Origin of the sequence: Geomonas propionica (assembly GCF_016458235.1) — a bacterium.
Classification (GTDB): domain Bacteria; phylum Desulfobacterota; class Desulfuromonadia; order Geobacterales; family Geobacteraceae; genus Geomonas; species Geomonas propionica.
Window position 1 is genome coordinate 107,839 of sequence record NZ_JAEMHK010000001.1, and the last position, 19,046, is coordinate 126,884.

The 19,046-nt window shown below is 63.1% G+C and carries 18 protein-coding genes and 4 tRNA genes; 8 read left to right on the top strand and 14 right to left on the bottom strand.

Features of this window, described 5'->3' with window-relative positions; all coding sequences use genetic code 11:
• Nucleotides 1-23: 23 nt before the first annotated feature.
• The 4 genes from JFN90_RS00475 to JFN90_RS00490 all read left to right on the top strand — a co-directional run bounded on the left by JFN90_RS00475 (nucleotide 24) and on the right by JFN90_RS00490 (nucleotide 3,278).
• Nucleotides 24-278 carry a phosphopantetheine-binding protein gene (locus tag JFN90_RS00475; RefSeq protein WP_199393142.1) on the top strand — a complete coding sequence of 85 codons (255 nt, stop codon included), beginning with the start codon at nucleotides 24-26 and terminating at the stop codon, nucleotides 276-278.
• On the top strand, nucleotides 275-1,456 hold the full coding sequence (locus tag JFN90_RS00480) for a beta-ketoacyl-[acyl-carrier-protein] synthase family protein (RefSeq protein WP_199393143.1): 1,182 nt from the start codon (nucleotides 275-277) through the stop codon (nucleotides 1,454-1,456). Before JFN90_RS00475 ends, JFN90_RS00480 begins: the two co-directional genes overlap by 4 nt.
• Complete coding sequence (locus tag JFN90_RS00485) at nucleotides 1,456-2,526, top strand: beta-ketoacyl synthase N-terminal-like domain-containing protein (RefSeq protein WP_199393144.1); 1,071 nt, start codon at nucleotides 1,456-1,458, stop codon at nucleotides 2,524-2,526. Before JFN90_RS00480 ends, JFN90_RS00485 begins: the two co-directional genes overlap by 1 nt.
• Before the next feature lie 62 nt (nucleotides 2,527-2,588).
• Nucleotides 2,589-3,278, top strand: a complete 690-nt coding sequence (locus JFN90_RS00490) for an acyloxyacyl hydrolase (protein WP_199393145.1) — start codon at nucleotides 2,589-2,591, stop codon at nucleotides 3,276-3,278.
• Nucleotides 3,279-3,519: 241 nt separating this feature from the next.
• Here JFN90_RS00490 and JFN90_RS00495 read toward each other — a convergent pair whose 3' ends face one another.
• The 4 genes from JFN90_RS00495 to JFN90_RS00510 form a co-directional block, all read right to left on the bottom strand.
• On the bottom strand, nucleotides 3,520-4,710 hold the full coding sequence (locus tag JFN90_RS00495; protein ID WP_199393146.1) for a DUF2062 domain-containing protein: 1,191 nt from the start codon (nucleotides 4,708-4,710) through the stop codon (nucleotides 3,520-3,522).
• Nucleotides 4,707-6,188 (bottom strand): polysaccharide deacetylase family protein, encoded by a 1,482-nt coding sequence (locus JFN90_RS00500; RefSeq protein ID WP_199393147.1) that lies wholly within the window; start codon nucleotides 6,186-6,188, stop codon nucleotides 4,707-4,709. Before JFN90_RS00500 ends, JFN90_RS00495 begins: the two co-directional genes overlap by 4 nt.
• Nucleotides 6,189-6,264: 76 nt before the next feature.
• Nucleotides 6,265-7,176: an alpha/beta hydrolase gene (locus JFN90_RS00505; protein WP_199393148.1), complete on the bottom strand. Its 912-nt coding sequence runs from the start codon at nucleotides 7,174-7,176 to the stop codon at nucleotides 6,265-6,267.
• A gap of 130 nt (nucleotides 7,177-7,306) precedes the next feature.
• Nucleotides 7,307-8,245 (bottom strand): LpxL/LpxP family acyltransferase, encoded by a 939-nt coding sequence (locus JFN90_RS00510; protein WP_199393149.1) that lies wholly within the window; start codon nucleotides 8,243-8,245, stop codon nucleotides 7,307-7,309.
• A gap of 246 nt (nucleotides 8,246-8,491) precedes the next feature.
• Between JFN90_RS00510 and JFN90_RS00515 the strand changes: the two genes are divergently transcribed.
• Together JFN90_RS00515 and JFN90_RS00520 are read left to right on the top strand one after the other, a co-directional pair.
• Nucleotides 8,492-8,944 (top strand): ankyrin repeat domain-containing protein, encoded by a 453-nt coding sequence (locus JFN90_RS00515; RefSeq protein ID WP_199393150.1) that lies wholly within the window; start codon nucleotides 8,492-8,494, stop codon nucleotides 8,942-8,944.
• A 94-nt stretch (nucleotides 8,945-9,038) separates the two neighbouring features.
• Nucleotides 9,039-9,680 carry a hypothetical protein gene (locus tag JFN90_RS00520; RefSeq protein ID WP_199393151.1) on the top strand — a complete coding sequence of 214 codons (642 nt, stop codon included), beginning with the start codon at nucleotides 9,039-9,041 and terminating at the stop codon, nucleotides 9,678-9,680.
• Between the two features lie 179 nt (nucleotides 9,681-9,859).
• On the opposite strand, the gene JFN90_RS00525 is transcribed toward JFN90_RS00520, so the two are convergent.
• The 6 genes from JFN90_RS00525 to serS form a co-directional block, all read right to left on the bottom strand.
• Nucleotides 9,860-9,936: transfer RNA gene (locus JFN90_RS00525), tRNA-Arg, on the bottom strand.
• A gap of 49 nt (nucleotides 9,937-9,985) precedes the next feature.
• Nucleotides 9,986-10,062: transfer RNA gene (locus JFN90_RS00530), tRNA-Arg, on the bottom strand.
• 8 nt (nucleotides 10,063-10,070) lie between these two features.
• Nucleotides 10,071-10,544, bottom strand: a complete 474-nt coding sequence (locus JFN90_RS00535; protein ID WP_199393152.1) for a DUF2155 domain-containing protein — start codon at nucleotides 10,542-10,544, stop codon at nucleotides 10,071-10,073.
• Nucleotides 10,545-10,592: 48 nt separating this feature from the next.
• Nucleotides 10,593-10,685, bottom strand: a tRNA-Ser gene (locus JFN90_RS00540).
• Between the two features lie 48 nt (nucleotides 10,686-10,733).
• Nucleotides 10,734-10,819: transfer RNA gene (locus tag JFN90_RS00545), tRNA-Ser, on the bottom strand.
• 5 nt (nucleotides 10,820-10,824) lie between these two features.
• On the bottom strand, nucleotides 10,825-12,093 hold the full coding sequence (gene serS / locus JFN90_RS00550; RefSeq protein ID WP_199393153.1) for a serine--tRNA ligase: 1,269 nt from the start codon (nucleotides 12,091-12,093) through the stop codon (nucleotides 10,825-10,827).
• 119 nt (nucleotides 12,094-12,212) lie between these two features.
• On the opposite strand from serS, the gene thpR reads away from it, so the two are divergent.
• Entirely contained in the window at nucleotides 12,213-12,749 is a 537-nt protein-coding gene (gene thpR, locus JFN90_RS00555) for an RNA 2',3'-cyclic phosphodiesterase (RefSeq protein WP_199393154.1), read from the top strand.
• 183 nt (nucleotides 12,750-12,932) lie between these two features.
• Here thpR and JFN90_RS00560 read toward each other — a convergent pair whose 3' ends face one another.
• The 4 genes from JFN90_RS00560 to JFN90_RS00575 form a co-directional block, all read right to left on the bottom strand.
• Complete coding sequence (locus JFN90_RS00560; RefSeq protein ID WP_199393155.1) at nucleotides 12,933-13,751, bottom strand: flagellin N-terminal helical domain-containing protein; 819 nt, start codon at nucleotides 13,749-13,751, stop codon at nucleotides 12,933-12,935.
• 395 nt (nucleotides 13,752-14,146) lie between these two features.
• Complete coding sequence (locus tag JFN90_RS00565; protein ID WP_199393156.1) at nucleotides 14,147-14,851, bottom strand: response regulator; 705 nt, start codon at nucleotides 14,849-14,851, stop codon at nucleotides 14,147-14,149.
• Nucleotides 14,841-16,412 (bottom strand): DUF4118 domain-containing protein, encoded by a 1,572-nt coding sequence (locus tag JFN90_RS00570; RefSeq protein ID WP_199393157.1) that lies wholly within the window; start codon nucleotides 16,410-16,412, stop codon nucleotides 14,841-14,843. Before JFN90_RS00570 ends, JFN90_RS00565 begins: the two co-directional genes overlap by 11 nt.
• Nucleotides 16,413-16,488: 76 nt before the next feature.
• Nucleotides 16,489-18,471, bottom strand: a complete 1,983-nt coding sequence (locus JFN90_RS00575) for an APC family permease (RefSeq protein WP_199393158.1) — start codon at nucleotides 18,469-18,471, stop codon at nucleotides 16,489-16,491.
• 222 nt (nucleotides 18,472-18,693) lie between these two features.
• On the opposite strand from JFN90_RS00575, the gene JFN90_RS00580 reads away from it, so the two are divergent.
• The gene (locus JFN90_RS00580) at nucleotides 18,694-18,897 is read left to right on the top strand and encodes a hypothetical protein (protein ID WP_199393159.1); all 204 of its coding nucleotides are present in this window, start codon (nucleotides 18,694-18,696) and stop codon (nucleotides 18,895-18,897) included.
• Nucleotides 18,898-19,046: the final 149 nt, after the last annotated feature.

Genomic DNA, 19,046 nt, shown 5'->3' on the forward strand with positions numbered 1-19,046 from the left:
ACGACATCACAAGGAGCCGTGCCATGGATACCAAGGAAAAACTGAAGCAGATACTAGTGAAAGACCTGAACCTCGAGGAGGTCACCCCGGAAGAGATCAGCGACAGCGCGCCGCTTTTCGGCGAGGGGCTGGGACTGGACTCGCTGGACGCGGTCGAGCTGGTGGTCATCGTGCAGAAGCATTTTGGCGTGGAGATCAAGGACATGGAGGAAGGGCGCAAGGCCTTCCAGTCGGTGGACTCCCTGGCCGCCTACATCGAGGAGCGCAAGGGCGCATGATCCACTGGCCCGTCGCCATAACCGGCTTGGGCTGCATCTGCGCCGCCGGCGGGACCGTCCCCGACTGCCTGGACTCCCTCTACGCCGGGCGTCGGGCGCCCGTCCCCCCGACCCGCTTCTCGACCAGTCATCCGACTGCGTTCCCCGTCTTTGAGGTGCGCGACTTCCGCGAGCCGCCTGAGCTATTGCGCACCAGCGCCCTTGGCGTCCAGGCTGCCGCCGAGGCGCTCGCCGACGCCGACTTGTCGCCGGAAGAGCTGCGCGGGCTGCGGGTCGGCGTCTGCGTCGGCACCACCGTCGGGAGCGCCTTGAACGACGAAGGATTCTGCCGTGCCCACCGCGCCGGTGAGGAGCCCGACCTGTTCCCCATGGAACGCATCCTGAACAGCAACCCCGCCGCCGCCATCGCGCGCGCCTTCGGCTGCACTGGCCCCTGTCAGACCGTGGTCAACGCCTGCGCCTCCGGGACCGACGCGGTCGGGCTCGCCGCGTCGTGGATCCGCGGCGGGATCTGCGACGTCGCCATCGCCGGGGGCGCGGATGAACTCGGGCGCATCACCTACCACGGCTTCATCTCCCTCATGATCACCGACGACTCCCCCTGCAAGCCGTTCGACCGCGACCGCAAGGGGCTCAACCTCGGCGAAGGCGCCGGCATGCTGGTGCTGGAATCGGAACAGGTCCGGGCACGTCGTGGCGCGCGCGCCCGCTCCTTCGTCATGGGCTACGGCTCCGCCTGCGACGCCCATCACCTGACCGCACCGCACCCGGACGGGGCAGGACTGCGCCAGGCCGTGGCCGAGGCCCTCGCCTGCTGCGCCGTTGCCGCCGAACGGGTCGCCTTCGTCAACGCGCACGGCACCGGCACCCCCGACAACGACCGAGTCGAGAGCCGGGTGCTGGCCGAGCTTTTCCCCGGCGTCCCGTACCACTCCACCAAGGGGCACACCGGCCACACCCTCGGCGCCGCCGGCGGCATCGAGGCCGTCTTCACCGTCGCCTGCCTGGAGCGCGGCGTCGTCCCGGCCAGCGCCGGCTTCGAGAACGTCGATCCTGAGCTCGCCGGGGAGCCGCTGCGTGGCAACCGGGAGGTCGCGGGAGACTTTGCTCTGTCCCAGTCTTTGGCCTTTGGAGGGAGCAATTCGGTGCTCCTGTTCGGGAAGGGGGATGCAGAGTGATGCGCCTTTCGGTCAGGGGAATAGGGATCGTCGGCGCATTCGGCACCGGCGTTGAGTCCTTTGAAAAGGCACTCGTGGAAGGGCAGGTAACCGTGGGCTCCATCGAGGTTGCTACCGGTGAGGGAGTGCAGGCGGTGCCCGCGTACCGCGCCGACACGGCTGGGCTGGAGGAGTTCGTCCCCAAGCGTTCCCTGCGCAGGGTCGACCACTACTCGAAGCTCGCCCTCCTGGGAAGCTTCCTGGCGCTCAAGGATGCGGGGATGCTGGATTCCGGCCTAAGCCGCGTTGGCCTCGTCATCGCCAGCGGCTACGGCGCCACCGCCACCACCTACGCCTTTTTGGACTCGCTCATCTCCGGGGGCGACACCTGCGCGTCACCTACCCATTTCGCCAACTCGGTGCACAACGCCGCCGCGGCCAACGTCGCCATCACCCTCGGCATCAGGGGGCCAAGCCTCACGGTGAGCCAGTTTGACATGTCCGTCCCGTCCGCCCTGGTGAGCGCCCGGCAGTGGCTTGCCGAAGGGAGGGTGGACACCGTCCTCTTCGGCGCCATCGACGAGGTTTCCGAGCTGGTCGCCTACCTGCAGCACCGCCGGCGCGGCCCGCGGCACGCCCCCGCCATGGCGCCATTGGACGCAGGTGCCGAGAGCTCCATCATCGGCGAAGGCGCCTCCTTCCTGCTTCTCACCCGCGACGAGGGCGCCCCCGCCTACTGCGGCATCGACAGCGTCGAGACCGGCAACCTTTTCGGGACTCAGCTCTCCCTGCCGAGTGACGCCCTGCTGCTCCTTGGCGCCGACGGGCGCAGCGAGCTGGGCCGGCGCTATCAGGACGCGGTGCCGGAGGGGGCACAGGCAGCCTGCTACACGCCGATCTACGGCTCCATGCCCGCGGCTGCCGGGTTCGACCTCGCCGCAGCCGCACTGGCGCTAAAAGCCGGGCGTGCTTTTGCAAGTCCCGCAGGGCCGGGCCCCTTCGTCCCCGCCCCTGCCGCCGTCTCCCGCATCTGCTCGTTGCGCCTAGCCGGCCCCAGCGAGTACGCCACCATCGTAATGTCGAAACTGTAGGGGCGAATAATCATTCGCCCAGCACCCTTGCCATACCGCGAGACAACCCGAAGGGAGCAAACATGAAACCTGCCGCGCCGAAGCCGCTTCTGAAACTCGCCGTCCTGCCCCTGGCCTGCATCCTCCTGGCGGCTTTGCCGTCCTGGGGCTCCGATGCCGCGCCGGCTGTCTCCCAACCGGCGGCCGCCCAACCCGTAGTCTCCCAATCGGCAGCCCCGGCACAGCCTGAAGCGGCACCCACCTGGAAGGTACTTGGCGACGACGAACGGCTCCCCAACCAGCACGGCGTCGCACTTGATTACGGCTACGTCTACGACCCCGGCCCCTCCCGGACCTTCGCCATGGCGCGCGGTTTCGCCATCTACGATTACGGCTCCGCCTGGCGCATGGACAACTGCCCCAACACCCTGCGCTTCAAGGTGGAAGCGGCCATCGGCAGCACCCTCACCCCCAAGAACGACATCATGGCGTCGGTCAACATGCTGGCCGTTAAGTACCCTTTCGGCCTGACCGGCAAGGTGCTCCCCTACGGTGAAGCCGGCATCGGCATCATCTATACCCAGTTCCGGGTCGAAGGACAGGGTCTCCATTTCAACTTCAACCCGCTGCTCGGCCTCGGCCTCGAACTTCCGCAGCAGGACGGCAAGAACGTCTTCGGCGCCATCCGCCTGCACCATCTCTCCAACGGAGAGCTCTACCACGAGAACCGTGGCGTCAACTCCGTGGTGCTGCAAGTAGGCCGCATGTTCTAATTCATGCCCCTCTCCTTCTGGGAGAGGGTGGCCGAAGGCCGGGTGAGGGGTTCTTTAGCCTGCCAACATCTTCCCAACTGGCATCGCCCTCACCCCGCCCCTCTCCCGGAGGGGGAGGGAGTGTAGGCGTCGTCTGTGATTCTTCGCGTCTTGATGTCCGCTTGTGCACCGCCCTGACGCAAAAAGGCCACACCCATGGGGTGTGGCCTTTTTCATTCTGATCCTGCTCCCCTGCCCCTAATCACCCCTCCGGCGCCAAGCGCCCGCGCAGCGCCCGGACCAGCAGGTAGGTGGCCACCGCGCCGACGGCACCGAGCAGCGGCCCGACCAGCAGCGAGCCGAGCAGCCACTCCCAGAGCCGATAATGGACCTGCTCCAACAGGGTGTGCCGGTTGAAGTCGTACCAGAAACCGCCGTAGCTGAGGTAATGCCCGACCTCGATGCAGACGAAGGGGACAAAGGGGGCGATGCAGAGGTTCCCCGCCCCGACTGCGGCCAGCTTGTTCAGGTGCAGCCGGTGCGCGGCGTACACCGTGGCGGCGATGCCGAAGGGGATGATGGGGAGGGAACCGACGAAGATGCCGAGCCAGACGGCGGCGGCAAGCTCGATGCTGCTGGTGTGCTCTCGGCACAGCGCCCTGAAGAATTGCGTCGGCCTCAGAATGCTGGGCAGGCTTTGCTCCTCGCTTTCTCTCTTGAACAGCCTGCGGTGCGGCCACGGTATCAGCGAGCGGGTCACCAGGAAGGTGTGCAGGCAGGTGAGCCTGAAGTTGTCCTTGAACTTGTGGAAGTGCGACACCCGCTCGTCCCCCGGCGGGTAGTACACCGAGACCGGCGCGGACAAAAGCGGCAGCCCCGCCCAGCAGCCCCGCACCAGCACCTCGATCTCGAAGGTATAGCGCCGGGTGATGAAGCGGGCCCCTTCGAGGAACTGAACGGGGTAGACGCGGTAGCCGCTCTGGGTGTCGGGGAGGGTCCGCCCGCATTCCAGCCGCACCCAGAAGTTGGAGAAACTGCGGCCGAACACGCTCGAGCGCGGCACGTTGTCTGTATCCATCTCCCGTGCCCCCATCACGATGCAGGGCCACGCGGCTGCCGCCACATCCAGGATGCCGGGGGCGTCGGCAGGATCGTGCTGCCCATCGGCATCGATAGTAAGCAGCGCCCCGTAGCCGGCCGCGCGCGCCAGTTCCGCACCAGCCAGGATGGCGCCTCCTTTGCCCTGGTTGCTCGGGAGCCGGTGCCTGAGGATAGGGAGATCGGCGACCCGGTCCAGGCTTCCGTCAATGCTCCCGTCATCCACCACCAGTACTTCCAGCCCCTGGTCGAGCGTCTTCTGCACCACGCCGCGCAGGGTGGCCGCATGATTGTAGACCGGCACCAGCACCAGGGTCTTGGGCCATTTTTCCCGGGCCGCCCTCACCTCGTTCATGCCGCGCCCTCGGCGGCTGCCGCCACCGCTGCACCTGAGGTCTCCGGCTTGCGCGCCACCACCTCCAGCAGCATGCCGCCGTTGATGACGCACTTCAAAAGGTGGGAGGTGACGCTAACCGGCTCGAAACCGGCATCCCTGAGCATCCGCTCCATCCGGGCGCGGCTACGCGATTGGAGCCACATTCCCTGGCGCATGGCGTTGCCGATCTGGGTGAACAGCCTGAAAAACGAGGTGCGGGCGGTGATGAAGTAGATGGTCCCGCCCGGTTCAACCTCGGCGGAGAGCCGTTTGAGGAGCCCCGGCAGGTCCGTCAGGTATTCCAGCGCGGAGAAGGCGCACACCACGGAATAGGGGCCGGTCAAAGAAAGTTCCTCGACGTTCCCCTTCACTATTCGTACGTTTCCGATCCCCTGTGCCCTGGCCTTGTGTTCAAGAAGCTGCAGCATCTTGCCGGAGATGTCCACCGCCACCACTTCTGCGCAGTTGCGCGCGATTTCGAGGGTGAAGATCCCGGTCCCGGCGCCGATCTCGAGCACGCGGCCGCGGCCGCTGAAGAGGGTGGGCACGCGGGCCCCGAAGAGCTGCTGCTCCATGGTGCGCGACATGGAGACGTTGGAGTGGAACTGCTCGTCGTCGTACCCTGCCGCCAACCCGTCGTAGAAGAGTTCCGCTGGGTCCGGCGACGCACCTTCCCGCTGCATGACCTCCCTGCCGATCAGGCGCGCCAGCGGCACGATCTCCAGTCCCCTGCTCTTCATCCCCTCGATCAGCTGGGAGAACTCCCCGAGAAGCTGCGCCAGATCCCCTTTTGGGGGAGCCACGTCGTGCAGCAGGACGATGTCCCCCGGCTTGACCCTCGCGAGGATCTTCCCGGCAAGACCACCTATCCTCCGGTTCCCCATGTCCCCCGCACGGCAACTGAAATTGACGCAGAACATCCCGTTTTCCAGGAGGACGCGCCAAAGGCGCGAGTTGGTGATCCCAACCGGCGGCCGGAAGGCGAGCGGCTGGATGCCGAAACGACGCAGCACCTGCTGCGCCCCCGCCACCTCGTGACGCAGGGTCCCGGTTCCCTTTAGCATCAGGAAGGGGTCGTGGTTCAAGCTGTGATTTGCCACGGAGTGCCCTGCCGCCAGGATCGCCTCGATCAACTCCGGGTAGAGTTCGGCGCGCCGGCCGGTGACGAAGAAGGTCGCGCTGATGCCGTGCTGCCGCAACAGCTCAAGCACCTTCGGGGTGACCAGTGGATCGGGGCCATCGTCAAAGGTGAGCGCCACGCCGCGGGTCCCCTTGGGGCCACGGCTTACGATGGGGAGGAAAAAGCTCAGGCGGGGGAAAAACGGCGTCAACAGGCAAAGCAGGATAAAAAGGGCCAGCGGCAACGCGGCCCAGACGGGATCGATGAAGAGTAGCACTGCGGCGATCTGGAAGGCGGTCAGCGCCACCAGGTGCGCAGGGGACAGCGGGCATATCATGGAACGGATCCTTGGCCTGGATGGGGTCGAATCGGCAAGGCATGATGACGGAAAAGCGCGGCAAAGTCAAACGCAGTCAGGAGCGATCTGAGGACGCCGCGGCGGTCCCGACGGCCGGGATGGCGAGCAGGTAGCTCTGCCAGACGGCGAGGTAGGAGGCGGGGGCGACTTCGTAGGCGTCGCAGTGGCCACCACCGGCAATGATATGAATCATTTTGGGCGATCCTGCGCGAAGAAACAGGCGCCGAGACATCTCCACCGGGGTCACCGGGTCGCGGTCGCCGTGGATCAACAGCAGCGGCACCCCGGCGCGGGCGATCTTGTGGAAGTTGTCGAAGGAAAGACTGATTCCCCACCAGCCGACCGTGAAGTAGGCGAGCCGGGAGACGTGCTTCACCATGTCTTCCATCGAGGTGAAAGAGCCTTCCATCACCAGCCCCGCCGGCTTCCCCTCCAAGGCCATTTGCAGCGCCACCGCGGCGCCCAGCGACTGGCCGAAGAAGATGATCCGGTCACGGCTCCACCCCTGCTGCCCCAGGTAGGCCAGCGCACCGCGCGCGTCCCGGTAGAAGTCCTTTTCCTTGAACGCCTCGCCGTTGCTTCTACCGAAACCGCGATAGTCGAAGATGAACAGGGAAAGCCCGCTGCCGCGCAAAAGCCTCAGGTAACCGAGGTTGTCGGAGAGGTTGCCGGCGTTGCCATGGAACAGGAGCACGAGCGGCCGTCCCGGCTCCCCCGGCAGGAACCAGCCGTTCAGCTCGACCCCGTCCCGCGTCTTGAACCATACTTCCTGATAAGGGATGCCATATCGGGCGGGGGTGACGGTCAGGTTCTGCTTGGGCACCAGGATGTAGCGGTTCAGCATGGCGCACCCGACGATGAAGAGCAGGGCGCAGCAGGTGAGGAGGTACAGGGGACGGATGCGGTGGCAGCGCGGCCGGAAAGGGGGGGAAGGTGTCGGGGGGCGTGGTGTCGCGGCAACCGGCATGCGCGTGACCTTTTCGGATCCGGCCGCTCGGGCAGCCGTGGCGGCGTCGAGCAACCGGAGCAGTGGAATTTACGGCAGCTACTATGTTTCCACGTCGCCCGGTTCTGTCAACGTCGCGCGCCCGGATCCGCTACCACTTTGCCGTTGTCTCTCCGCGGTCGTCCCACATGTCGAAGAAGTTGAAAAACTGGTAGGGATGCTCCCCGGTGAAGCGCTCCAACTGCGCAACGTACTCCTTTACAAAGGGGCGGTACGGCTCTCCGGAGCGCCCGCCGAGGTGCGGCACGTTCAGCACCTTGGCGAGATTGAGGGCGTAGCTGGTGGCGCTGGTCTTGGTGGGGAAGATGAAGGCGATGGGCGCGCCGGTCGCCGCGGCGAGCTTGTAGGGGCTGTAGGGGAAGGCGACATCCCCGCCCAGGAAGCGCTCCTTGATGGTCCCGCTTTCGCTCCCCATGGCCCGGTCTCCCATGATGCAGACGATCTCCCCTTTCTTGAGGGCCCCCATCATCTCCAATGTCCCCCCGAGGTATCCCGCCGGATCGATGATGCGAAACGGGTTCTCGCCGCCGTGCTCGAAGAAGTGGCGGTCCAGGTCCCCCTCCTGGCGATGAATAAGGAGATTGACCGGCGTCGCCAGGAACTTGAGCACCGCCATCGCCCCCTGCCAGGAGCCGACGTGCGAGGTGACCAGGATCAGCCCCTGCCCTTGCGCGACCAGTTCCTCGAGGCGCGCCCGCTCCGCCTGGTCGACGGTGATGCCGCCGGTGCCGAGGATGCCGAGCGCGGCACGGTCCACCAGTACCTCGCCGATGCCGAAGCTCAGGCGGTAGCAATCGATGAGGCGGGCCAGCCCTTGCCGCTGCGGGAACCGGCGGGAGAGGTAGGGGAAGCAGCGGCGGCGCACGGCAGAGGAAAAGAGGACGTAGTAAAAGACCACGCAGCGCAAGAGCAGGTAGGCGGCGCCACGTCCCCCAAGCCGGATCAGGGTGTAGAAGACCCAGTGCTGGAAGCGGGAGCCGATGCTCTTGCTGCTCCACATTTTCACGGTCTGTGAGGTGTCTTGCTTCATCTGTCGGTCTCTGGAGAGGTTGTCCCGGAAAATCCGCCGCACGGACGGTGTGATCCTGCTTCAGAACAAAGCGGGCGCCTTTCTATAGCACATCCGTGGGCGGTTGGGAAACCGTTGATGTGCGGCACCGCCACCCGCCTCAGGATTCGCCGCATGGTTAACCCGTACGGGTTAAGTTTTTCATTGATTTGGACGGGCCAAATGTTAATATCCTCGTTTTGAAACACTTAAGACCGAGGAGGGCGTATGAAACAGCTGGTGATTTTGGCAATTTTGATCATGGCGGCGCTGTTCCAGTCCGGCTGCGCCGGGGGCGGCATGTCGCGCGCTGCGGTGGACGGCGACCTGCAGGCGGTAAAGGAGTTCGCTCGTAAGGGGCAGGATGTCAACGCCACGGACAAGTGGGGCTGGACCCCGCTGCTGTGGGCGGTTTACTACGGCAACTTCCCTGTCACCGAGTGGCTTCTGGCCAATGGTGCCGACCCCAACGTAAAGACCAAGGAGACCTACGGCAACTACCTGCCGGGGACCACCCCTCTGATACTGGCGGCTGCCTACGGCCGCGACGACGCCGTGAAGGCGCTGCTTGCCAAGAAGGCGGACCCGTCGGTGATGGACCGAAGAGGCAAGAAGGCGATCGATTATGCCCAGGAATACCAATTCGACAAGGTCACGGCTCTTTTGAAGCACAGGAAATAACCCTTTCGCGGCGGGCCATGTCCGCCAGCCGGTTGCTGGACCATGGCTCCGTCCTCACCGGCAACTTCCCTGGAGCTCAGATAAGGAGAGAAGCATGACCAAGAAGGTGCTGGGCAAAGTTTCCTTGCTGGCGTTGTCGATTGCACTGAGCGGCTGCGCGGTCGGGCAGAGCTACCGTTACCACGACACCAACCTCCACGTGGACGCTTCCGGGAGCAAGTCGGTAGCCATCGCGGCGGTGGACAGGCGCCCGTACGTCGTCTCGGCGGAAAAAGATCCCAACTACGTCGGCAACCTGCGCGGCGGATTCGGTAACCCGTTCAACGTGACCACCGAAAGCGGCAAGCCGCTGGCGGAGGACATGTCGTTGGTGCTCTGCGGCTCCCTCAAAAAGAAAGGGTTCTCGTGCACCCCGGTTACCGTAGCACCCAACGAGGCAGATGCGCAGGTGAAGGGCAAGCTGCAGGGTGCCAACGCCGACCGGCTCATGCTGCTCGTCATCCGCGAGTGGATGTCCAGCACCTACACCAACACCGGTCTCAGCTACGACGTCCAACTCACCGAGATGGATCGGCAAGGCGCGGTTCTGGCTGAGAAGCAGCTGAAAGGCGAGGACGACCTCGGTGGCAGCTTCCTGAACCCGCCAGCGCATGCCAAGGAAGCCGTCCCGGCAGCCTATAAGAAGAAACTCGAGCTGCTGCTCAACGACGCCGCGGTGGCGAAAGAGCTGCAGTAAAAGGAAAAGGAATCCGTTTCCAGCTCTCCCCCTCCCTTGCTGGGCTGCGCGCCTTAGCGCTTCGGTCCGCGTAGGCGGGAGGGGGGACTGGGGATGGATCTTGGTGGGATGGATCTTGGTGGGACGTCCCTGAAGAAACAAAAAAAGACCGAGGCAGAAAGCCTCGGTCTTTTTTTTGATGGCGCGCCCGGAGCGATTCGAACGCCCGGCCCCAAGATTCGTAGTCTTGTGCTCTATCCAGCTGAGCTACGGGCGCAAACTTTGTGAAACGTAAGGGGCCAGCAAGAGCCTGACCCCTCTTTTAATGGCGCGCTCGGAGAGATTCGAACTCCCGACCTACGGATTCGTAGTCCGTTGCTCTATCCAGCTGAGCTACGAGCGCATGCTATATCAACTGGCCTTGTAGTCGACCAGTGTGAAACCATACTGCGGATGCTGAAACGCATGTGTGCTTGGGTAGAGCGAAAACAACCACCCCTTGTAGATCTCCTTCCCCTGCTCCCGGATCACCAATTGCGCGGCGGGATTGACCAAGTCATTGGACTGGGAAGTAAGGGTGGTCCCTTCCATCACGAAATGCGGTAAAAACGTTTCCACCTTGAGCGTCAGGTCCGAATTGGGCAGCTTGAAGTCGGAGCCTATGTTCAGGGTGTACACCTTCTTCAGGTGGGCATTCTTGTCGGCGACCTCGATCTGCACCGCCTTCCACTTGCCCTTCACCTGGTCCGGTACCACTACCGTCGAGAGAGCCTCGGCCACCCGAGGTTGGGCTACCGTTTGCTCCTTCTTTTCCTTCTCGTTGCACCCTGCTGCGAACCCGACAGCGATAAGAGACAAAGCCGTCAGTTTCATCAACCGCTTCACCACAACCTCCGGCGCTCAAGAAGCCTTCTACTGCGTGGTGCAGTAAAGTGGCGGAGAGCGAGGGATTCGAACCCTCGATACCGGTTTCCCAGTATACACGCTTAGCAGGCGTGCGCCTTCGACCTACTCGGCCAGCTCTCCGTTTCAACCTCTACTGCGTTTGGTGCTGCTGGTACTGCGATAAATCAATGGCGGAGGAAGTAGGATTCGAACCCACGGAACTTTCGTTCAACGGTTTTCAAGACCGCCGCCTTCAACCACTCGGCCATTCCTCCAAAGCCTAGCTGATGCGCTCCGCTCCGCCCATGTAGGGCCTGAGCACCTCGGGGATCAGCACCGAACCGTCCGCTTGCTGGTAGTTTTCCAGCACCGCAACGACGGTTCTTCCGACTGCGAGGCCCGAGCCGTTCAGCGTGTGGACAAATTCCGGCTTTGCCTTCTCGTCCGGGCGGAAGCGAATACCGGCCCGACGCGCCTGAAAATCTTCAAAACAGCTGCAGGAGGAAATCTCCCGGTAGCAGTTCTGACCCGGCAACCAGACCTCGATGTCAAAGGTCTTGGCGGCCGAAAAACCGATGTCACCGGTGCAAAGCTCAACGACCCGGTAAGGTATCTGCAGCCTGCGCAGCACCTCCTCGGCGTTACCGAGTAGCTTCTGCAACTCCTGGTAGGATTGCTCGGGGGTGGTGAACTTGACCAGCTCGACCTTGTTGAACTGGTGCTGCCTGATCAGGCCGCGCGTGTCCTTGCCGTAAGAACCCGCCTCCTTACGGAAGCAGGGGGTGTAGGCACAGTACGAAATCGGCAGGTCCGATCCTTTAAGGATCTCGCCGCGATGTATGTTGGTTACCGGCACTTCCGCTGTCGGGATGAGAAAAAAATCGACCCCTTCCAGATGGAAGAGATCATCCTCGAACTTGGGCAGCTGGCCCGTCCCGGTCATGCTGTCCCTGTTTACCATAAAGGGCGGCAGCATTTCAATATATTTATGCTCGTCGGTGTGGAGGTCGAGCATGAAGTTGATCAGCGCCCTTTCCAGCCTCGCGCCGAGCCCCTTGTACAGTGTAAAACGTGCTCCAGTCAGCTTCGCGCCGCGCTCGAAGTCAAGGATGCCCAGGTTCTCGCCGATCTCCCAGTGCGGTTTCGGCTCGAATGAGTAAGTGGGGATCTCGCCGTCCAGACGCACCACGACGTTGTCCGCTTCGGACTTGCCCACGGGGGTGGTCTCGTTCGGGATGTTGGGAACGGTTAGGAGGAATGCCTGCAGCTCCTCTTCCACGCCCTTCAGTTGCTCGTCGATCCCCTTGACCTGCTGGGAGACCTCGCGCATCTGCGCCTTCTTGTCATCCGCCTGGCTTTTGTCCTGAAGACGGGCGATCTCTTCGGTGACCTTGTTGCGCAACGCTTTCAGCGTCTCGCTCTGCTGGAGCAGCTCGCGGCGGCTGCCGTCAAGCTCCTTGAAGCGGGCGATATTGACTCCCTCACCCCTGGTCTTCAACCGAGCTTCTACAGTCTCCAGGTTTTCGCGTAAGTATCTAGCGTCGAGCATGAGTGCGCCTTTACTTTCAGATCACCAAAGCTATACTGTCTAACATTCATATTTGGCTTAGTCAACTCTTTTTTTTGAGCGCACGCAATACCGGTACCGGCGCTGACAGGAGTTTAACCATGGCCAGACTGTTCATAGCCATCGAATTACCTGAGGACATCAAGGCCACTCTGTCATCGTTCAACGCAGAAATTCCCGCGCTGCGCTGGGTCCCATCGGACCAGGTCCACCTGACCCTGCGCTTTTTGGGGGACGTCCTGCCCCAGACCGTTGCCGTGCTCAAGAAGAATCTTGCCGCCGTCAGCTTTACCGCCTTTCCGCTCACGCTGCGCGGAGTGGGACACTTCCCAACGCACGGGCACCCGAGGGTGCTCTGGGTCGGGCTGGAAGGGTCCCGGCCGCTGCTCGCCCTGCAACAGCAGATAGAATCCGCCGTCACCGGCACCGGCATCCCCCCCGAGGAGCGCGGCTTCTCGCCCCACATCACCCTGGCCCGCATCAAGGAGAACGCCACCGCCGAGGTGACGCACTTTGAGGCCTCCCACCGCATGCTTAGTTTTCCCGCTTTCAGCGCGGAGGGGTTCATCCTCTTCTCCAGCGTCCTGACCCCAAAGGGGGCCATCCACCGCAAGGAAGCAATCTACCGCTGCAGCTAAGTCGGGTGCCCGCTTCGCGCACGCTCGCTGAAGCACGTGGTCGCTGCACCACGGACGGGATTCGGTCAAATTTTTGTCGGAGTGATTTTTACCGGATGCCGGTGCGCCGGGTCAACCGGTCACCTGCGCGGGAAGGGATAAGCGTCGGCCCGGAGGGAAGGTCCCCCCGGGCCGGGTTGAGGTTTAGAAGAGTTTGAGGACGGACTGTGCTGCCTGCGAAGACATCGAGAGCGAGGTGGTACCCAAGCTCTGACGGGTCTGCAGCATCAGCATGTTGGCGCCTTCCTGGTTCATATCGGCCAGTGTCAGGTTGTCGGCGCCGGTTTGCAGCGTGTTCACCATAGCATCGGTGAAGCTCTGGCGAGTGGTGATGATGTTCAGGTTTGCCGCCAGGGTCTGGGTGTTGGACCTCAAGGTCGAGATCGCGGTGTCCATCTTCGCCGTGTCGGTGGTGATGTCGGAGTTGGTAGCCCAAGCGCCGCTTGCGCCGGAGAGGCTCAGGCCGCTTGCGTTGCCCAGGAAGCCGACGACGTCGAGGCTGGAGCTTGCGTCTTCGTTGAAGTTAACGGTCAGCGTGTTGGTGGAGCTCAGCAGGTTCAGGCCGCGGTACCCCGAGTCGGAGGAGATGTTGTCGATCTGGCTCCGGATGGTGTCGTACTGGGTAGCCAGTTTCGACCTGGTCCCGGTGTCGCTGGTGGAAAGTGCGGACTGGGCGATACCTTTGGCGGCGTTGATCAGGCCGGTGATGGCCGTGATGCCCGCGTTGGTGGCGCCAACCGTCTGCACCGCCTCCGACATACCGTCCTTGCGGTCGGACAGGTCGCTGGCGCGCTGGTTCGCGTTCTGAGCTGCGAAGTAGTTGGTCGGGTTATCAAGTGCACTGTTCACCTGCTTGCCCGAGGACAGCCTCTCCTGCGTTCTGTTCAGAAGCTTGCTGGTCCCTTGGAGGTTGAGGAGGTTAGTCCTCATTCCTGCTGTTAAAGAAATATCGCTGGTTGACATGGTGTTTCCCCCTTCTGGTTTTTGGTTCCGGCTTTCTTGCCGTTTTTTTTTACTGCGGCCGATAAGGGAGACCCTGTTTTCACCATGTGTGCCGTTTTTGAGTCGCAGGCGAGGCCATAAGCTTTCCTCGCCCCCCTCCTGCTCCGGGCAGTCAACTGCAGGCGCGGCAACAACACGCGTTATTCCGATGTCTTATTAGGTTGGAGCGTGGGAAGGCGACTGGGGGGAAGGGGGTGGGAAAAAAATTTACCTTTGGGAGCCGTGCGTTCGCCAGTGTAACGGCCGGACAGGGAATTCGGGGGTGAAGTCAAAAAACCGTCGCCACGCACCCCTGCATCAGCGGCCGCGCTGTCAAAAATAATGAAGACGCCGCGGCATCAGCATAAATGAGGAAGCTACTCCGACTTGAGTCGGTACCCCACCCCCGCCTCGGTCAGGATATGACGCGGACGGGATGCGTCGGACTCGATCTTGCGCCTGAGGTTACTGATGTTGACCCGGAGGACGTGGGGCTGCTCCAGGTAGGCCACCCCCCAGATCTGCCTGAGGATCTGGCTGTGGGTCAGCACCTTTCCCGCATGGGTCACCAGCATCCGCAGCAGTTCATACTCCGTCGGGGTGAGTTGCACCTCTTCCCCCCGCACGGTCACCCGGCGGTGGGGCAGGTCGACCCGGAGCTCGCCCGCCTCGAACACAGGCTCCGGGGCCTGCTGCAGCGAGCGCCGTAAGACGACCTTGATCCGGGCCAGCAGTTCGCCGATGCCAAACGGCTTGGTGAGGTAGTCGTCGGCTCCGGCATCGAGCGCCTGCACCTTCTCGTCTTCGCGCTCGCGTACCGAGATGACGATGATGGGGACCTGGGACCACTCGCGCACGCGCCGGATCACCTCGACGCCGTCCAGGTCGGGGAGCCCCAAGTCCAGGAGGATGACGTCGGGACGCACCCCCACCGCCGCGGCCAGTCCGGCATGCGCGCTGTCGGCGAGGTGCACCGAGTAGTCACCGGTATCGAGTGCCGTCTTCAGGAAACGCTGGATGGCGACCTCGTCATCGATCACCAGCACCCGCGGCAGGTTGGTCTTTTGTTCCTCACCCTTCATCGGCTATCCCTTCTGCCGCGATACCAAGCGGCACCTCCACCACGATTCTCAATCCCTTCCCCTCCCGGCGCTCGGCCCGGATCGAGCCGCCGTGCGCCTCGACGATGCCCCGGCAGATGGAGAGCCCGAGCCCCGTCCCCCCAACTACCTCGGGAACCGGGGTCCGGTAGAACTTCTCGAAGATACGCGCCAGGTCCGCCTCGGGGACTCCCGGCCCGCGGTCGGCCACGCCGATTTCCAGCCGTTCTCCCACCACCCTGGCCGCGATCTCCAGTTCCCCGCCGGCCACGGCGTGCTTCAGGGCGTTGTCCAGCAGGTTCACCAGGACCTGGAGCATCAGCACGAAGTCCAGAGAGACCAGGGGGAGTTCAGGGGCCAGTCGCACCGAAACCGCTATCCCCGCGAGGCGCGGCTCCACCGTCGCCAGTGCCGTCCCGATCAGGTCCTGCACGTCGCACGGCTCCTTCTTCAATTGCAGCACGCCGGCTTGCAGACGGGTCATGTCCAGCAGGTTGCCGACGAAGCGGTTCAGACGGGCCGCCTCCTCGCGTGCGGTCTGCAGTAGCTCGTCGCGCGAGGCCGTGTTGAGTTTATCCCCCTCTTCGAGCACCGCGCTCAGTGCGCCGGTGATGGCGGTGAGCGGGGTGCGCAGGTCGTGGGAAATCGAGTTGAGCAGGGCGCGCTCGAGGTTTTCCCGCTCCTTGAGGATGCGCGTCTCCTGGGCCTGTCGCAAAAGACGCAGCCGCTCCAAGGCCATGGCGATCTGGGTAGCGTAGGTATTCAGCAGCCGCTGCAGTTCCACATCGAGCCCCACGTCGTGCTCTTCCAGCCCCAGCGCCAGCACCCCGTGGGTCTCCGCCAAGGCCTTGAGCGGGACGTAGGTCAACCGGTCGCTGCCATAGGAATCGGTCCCGGCTCCGGCCAGTCGGCGGGAGCGCAGGCACCACTGGGCCACCAGCAGCGTCTCCGGGACCATGGTGAACCCTTGGCTCGCCGCGGCCAGCGCCAACTCCTCTTCCGGCCCAAGGATCAGCGCCACCTGGCCCCCCAGCGAGTCCTCCAGATTGGCAACCGCCGCCTTGGCAAGGGAAGCCGTGTCGGTCGCGGCGGCAAGGTCGCGGCTTAGCCGGTACAGGCTCGCGGTCTGCCGTTCACGCACCCTGAGCGCGTCGAGGCTTTCCCGCGCCTTGGCCACCAAGGAACTGATCACGAGCCCAACCGTGAACAGGGCGAGGAAGGTGACCAGGTATTCCTTGTCGGCGATCTGAAAGGAGAGGCGGGGCGGCACGAAAAAGAAGTCGAAGGCCAACACACCCAGCAGGGCACTCAACAGCGCCGGTCGGCGCCCGAGAAAAAGCGCCGCCAGTACCACGACCAGCAGGTAGCCCATTACCATGTTGACCGGGGAGAGGTATGGCCGGGCCTGGTCGCACAAAAGCGTGGCCAGCGCCACCAGTGCCGACGAGGCTGCATAGCCAACCGCTCCACCGTACCATGCGGAGTGAGGCCTGCTACGCAGTACGGCCGTCTCTAATGTGGATGTCCCATCACTCTTACTCATATTTCGAATCTAACAGAACTACCCGGCCATACAAGCGGTCTTGCCACCTTTTCGGGAACCGTTACCATGCCCGGCCTCAGATGCTCACCCGTATCGGCAGGATCACCGTGGTGAGGCCGTCCCACTGCAGGCGGCGCTGGATGGCGAAGGCGGTCTCGTTGTGCAGCATCCGGTGGTAAAACTTTTCCAGCCGGAAGGTCAGCTGCCCGGTGAATACGGTGCAGCGTGGGTATTCCTCGCCGAGCTCCCTGCAGATCGCGACCACGCTCTCCACCACGTCGGTTGCCACCGCCAGCCGGTAGTCGGCGGCAAAGCCGAGCCTTCGTGCCAGCGTCACGTACTTCACCAGCCCCTGCTGCACCGACCTCTCCAGCGCCTCCAGTTCCTCCGCCCCCTTGAAGGAGCCCGAGTCGATGACCGCGACCGAGACGAAGATCACGTTCTTGTAGGTCTTGGGAAAGGTGGTGAGGATTGACAGCAGCGTGTGCACCCCGAAACCAGAATACGCAGAGACGAGCTGTATCGCGGTGGGTTCGTTACGCGCAGGGGCCGCTTCGTTGACCGGGCCAGTAGTCGGGAAATCGAGCAGCGCCTCGTCCAGTTGCTCCATCCCCTTGCGTACCGACTGATAGTGCCCCCTGATCAGGTAGCAGATGCCGATCACCACCGACGTGATCAGTAGCGTAAGCCATCCTCCTTCGGTGAACTTCTCTACCGTGGTCACCGCGAGGATGGTAGCGCAGAGGACGAGTCCCACCAGGTGTACCGAGAGGTGGCGCAGCCACTGCGGGTCCTCCTGGCGCCGCTTGATGTAGAAGCGCGACATACCGAGCTGTGACAGCGAGAAGGTGAGAAAGACGTTGATAGAGTACATGACCACCAAGGCCGAGACGCTGCCGCCGGTGTAGATGAGCAGCAGGATCGAAGCCACGCCCATGAGAACGATACCGTTACGCATGGTGAGACGCACCGAAAGAGCCGCGAAGCGGTGCGGCAGCCAGGAATCGACCGCCATGTTGGACATCACCCGCGGGCCGTCGACGAAGCCGGTCTGGGCTGCGACCAGCAGCAGGGCCCCTTCCGAAAAGATCGTGATGAAGGCGAGGGTTCCGCCCAGCGGCCAGTCGGCAAAGAGCGCGTCCGCCAGCACCGAGTTGAGCGTTTTCCCCTCCACCGGCCTGATACCGATCAGGGTGTAGCAAAGAAAGAGCAGCCCCGCGGTAAAGGCCAGGGAGCCGGCCATGTACATCATGGTCCTTTTGCCGGTCTGCACCCGTGGCTCGCGCATGATCTGCAGGCCGTTGGAGACCGCCTCGATCCCCGTGTAGGTGCCGCCCCCCAGGGAATAGGCGCGTAAGAAGAGCATCATGATGCCGAAGGCCCCGATGCTCGACAGGTCGTGGGAAAGCCCCGCGTGGAAGTCGGCGGCCAGCGGCACGAAGCGGTCGGTATGGGTGAAGATGCCGTCCAGCAAAAGGAGCACATGCGTCCCAACGAACACCATGAAAATGGGAGCCATCACGGCGATGGATTCCTTCACTCCCCTGATGTTGAGGACAATCAGCAGCACGGCAAGGAGGCAGGCCACCTCGACCTTGTAAGCGTGGTACGGCTTGGGGATGTAGCTGAACAGCGCATCGACGCAGGAGGCGATGGATACGGTGATGGTCAGGACGTAATCCACCAGGAGAGCGCTGCCGGATACTACGCCGGCGTTTTCGCCCAGCATGTGCGTCGCCACGATGTACCCGCCGCCGCCGTGCGGGAAGTGCTCGATGATGCGAGAGTAGGCGTAGGAGATGATGAAGACGGTGAGCGCCGTGAAGGCGCCGAGCGTGATGGCGAGGTAGGTGTGGCTGCCCAGCGCGCGAAAGGCCTCTTCGGGGCCATAGGAGGACGAGGAGAGCCCGTCCGCGCCCAAGCCGACCCACGCGAGCACCGGTATCAGGGACATCTTGTGGAAAAGACCGGGATCCTTCAGATATTTCGGGGCTCCGAAGACCGCCGTCGCCAGGCGTCTGACCAGGTTTTGCCTTGCCGCGGGCTGTTCCTGTCCCATGGTGTTTCCTCCCTTGCCGTTGTGCTGCTTTCCGGCTCTGGGACCATGCTATCCCTTACCGCATCAAGGGCGTATCAAGATGCGGGCACCCTTATCAAGAAAGTATCAAGATGGCGGTTTTGCCATCTTGATAACTTCGTGACCTCTTCGGGCTCCATTTTGATCCTGCCTTTATGGTCAACGCGCTATGGTGAAATCAGGAAAACAGGGGGGGAGGTCAACATGAAAGTCTATCTTTTCAATACCGAAGACGGCCTTTATCTCGGCGAGGATTTTGCCGACGACGCCATGACCGGCGCGTGGAGTCTCCCGGCGGGCACGACCGCAATAGCACCTCCCACCTGCGGACGGAGGGAGGTGCCGGTGTTCGTGGTTGAAGAAAACAGGTGGGTGCTGCGCCCCTTCCCTGCTATTCGACGACCATAGGCCCTTTTTGCAGGAAAGAGGAGTTTCTGCCTAACTGTTTGATTGTATTGATAATTATACTGGCTTTTACTTGGTGGGTAGGATATGGGGAGGAGCAGAGCAGGTTTATTTTGGACAAATACGACCTACCGCACATGATAGTAATCTTG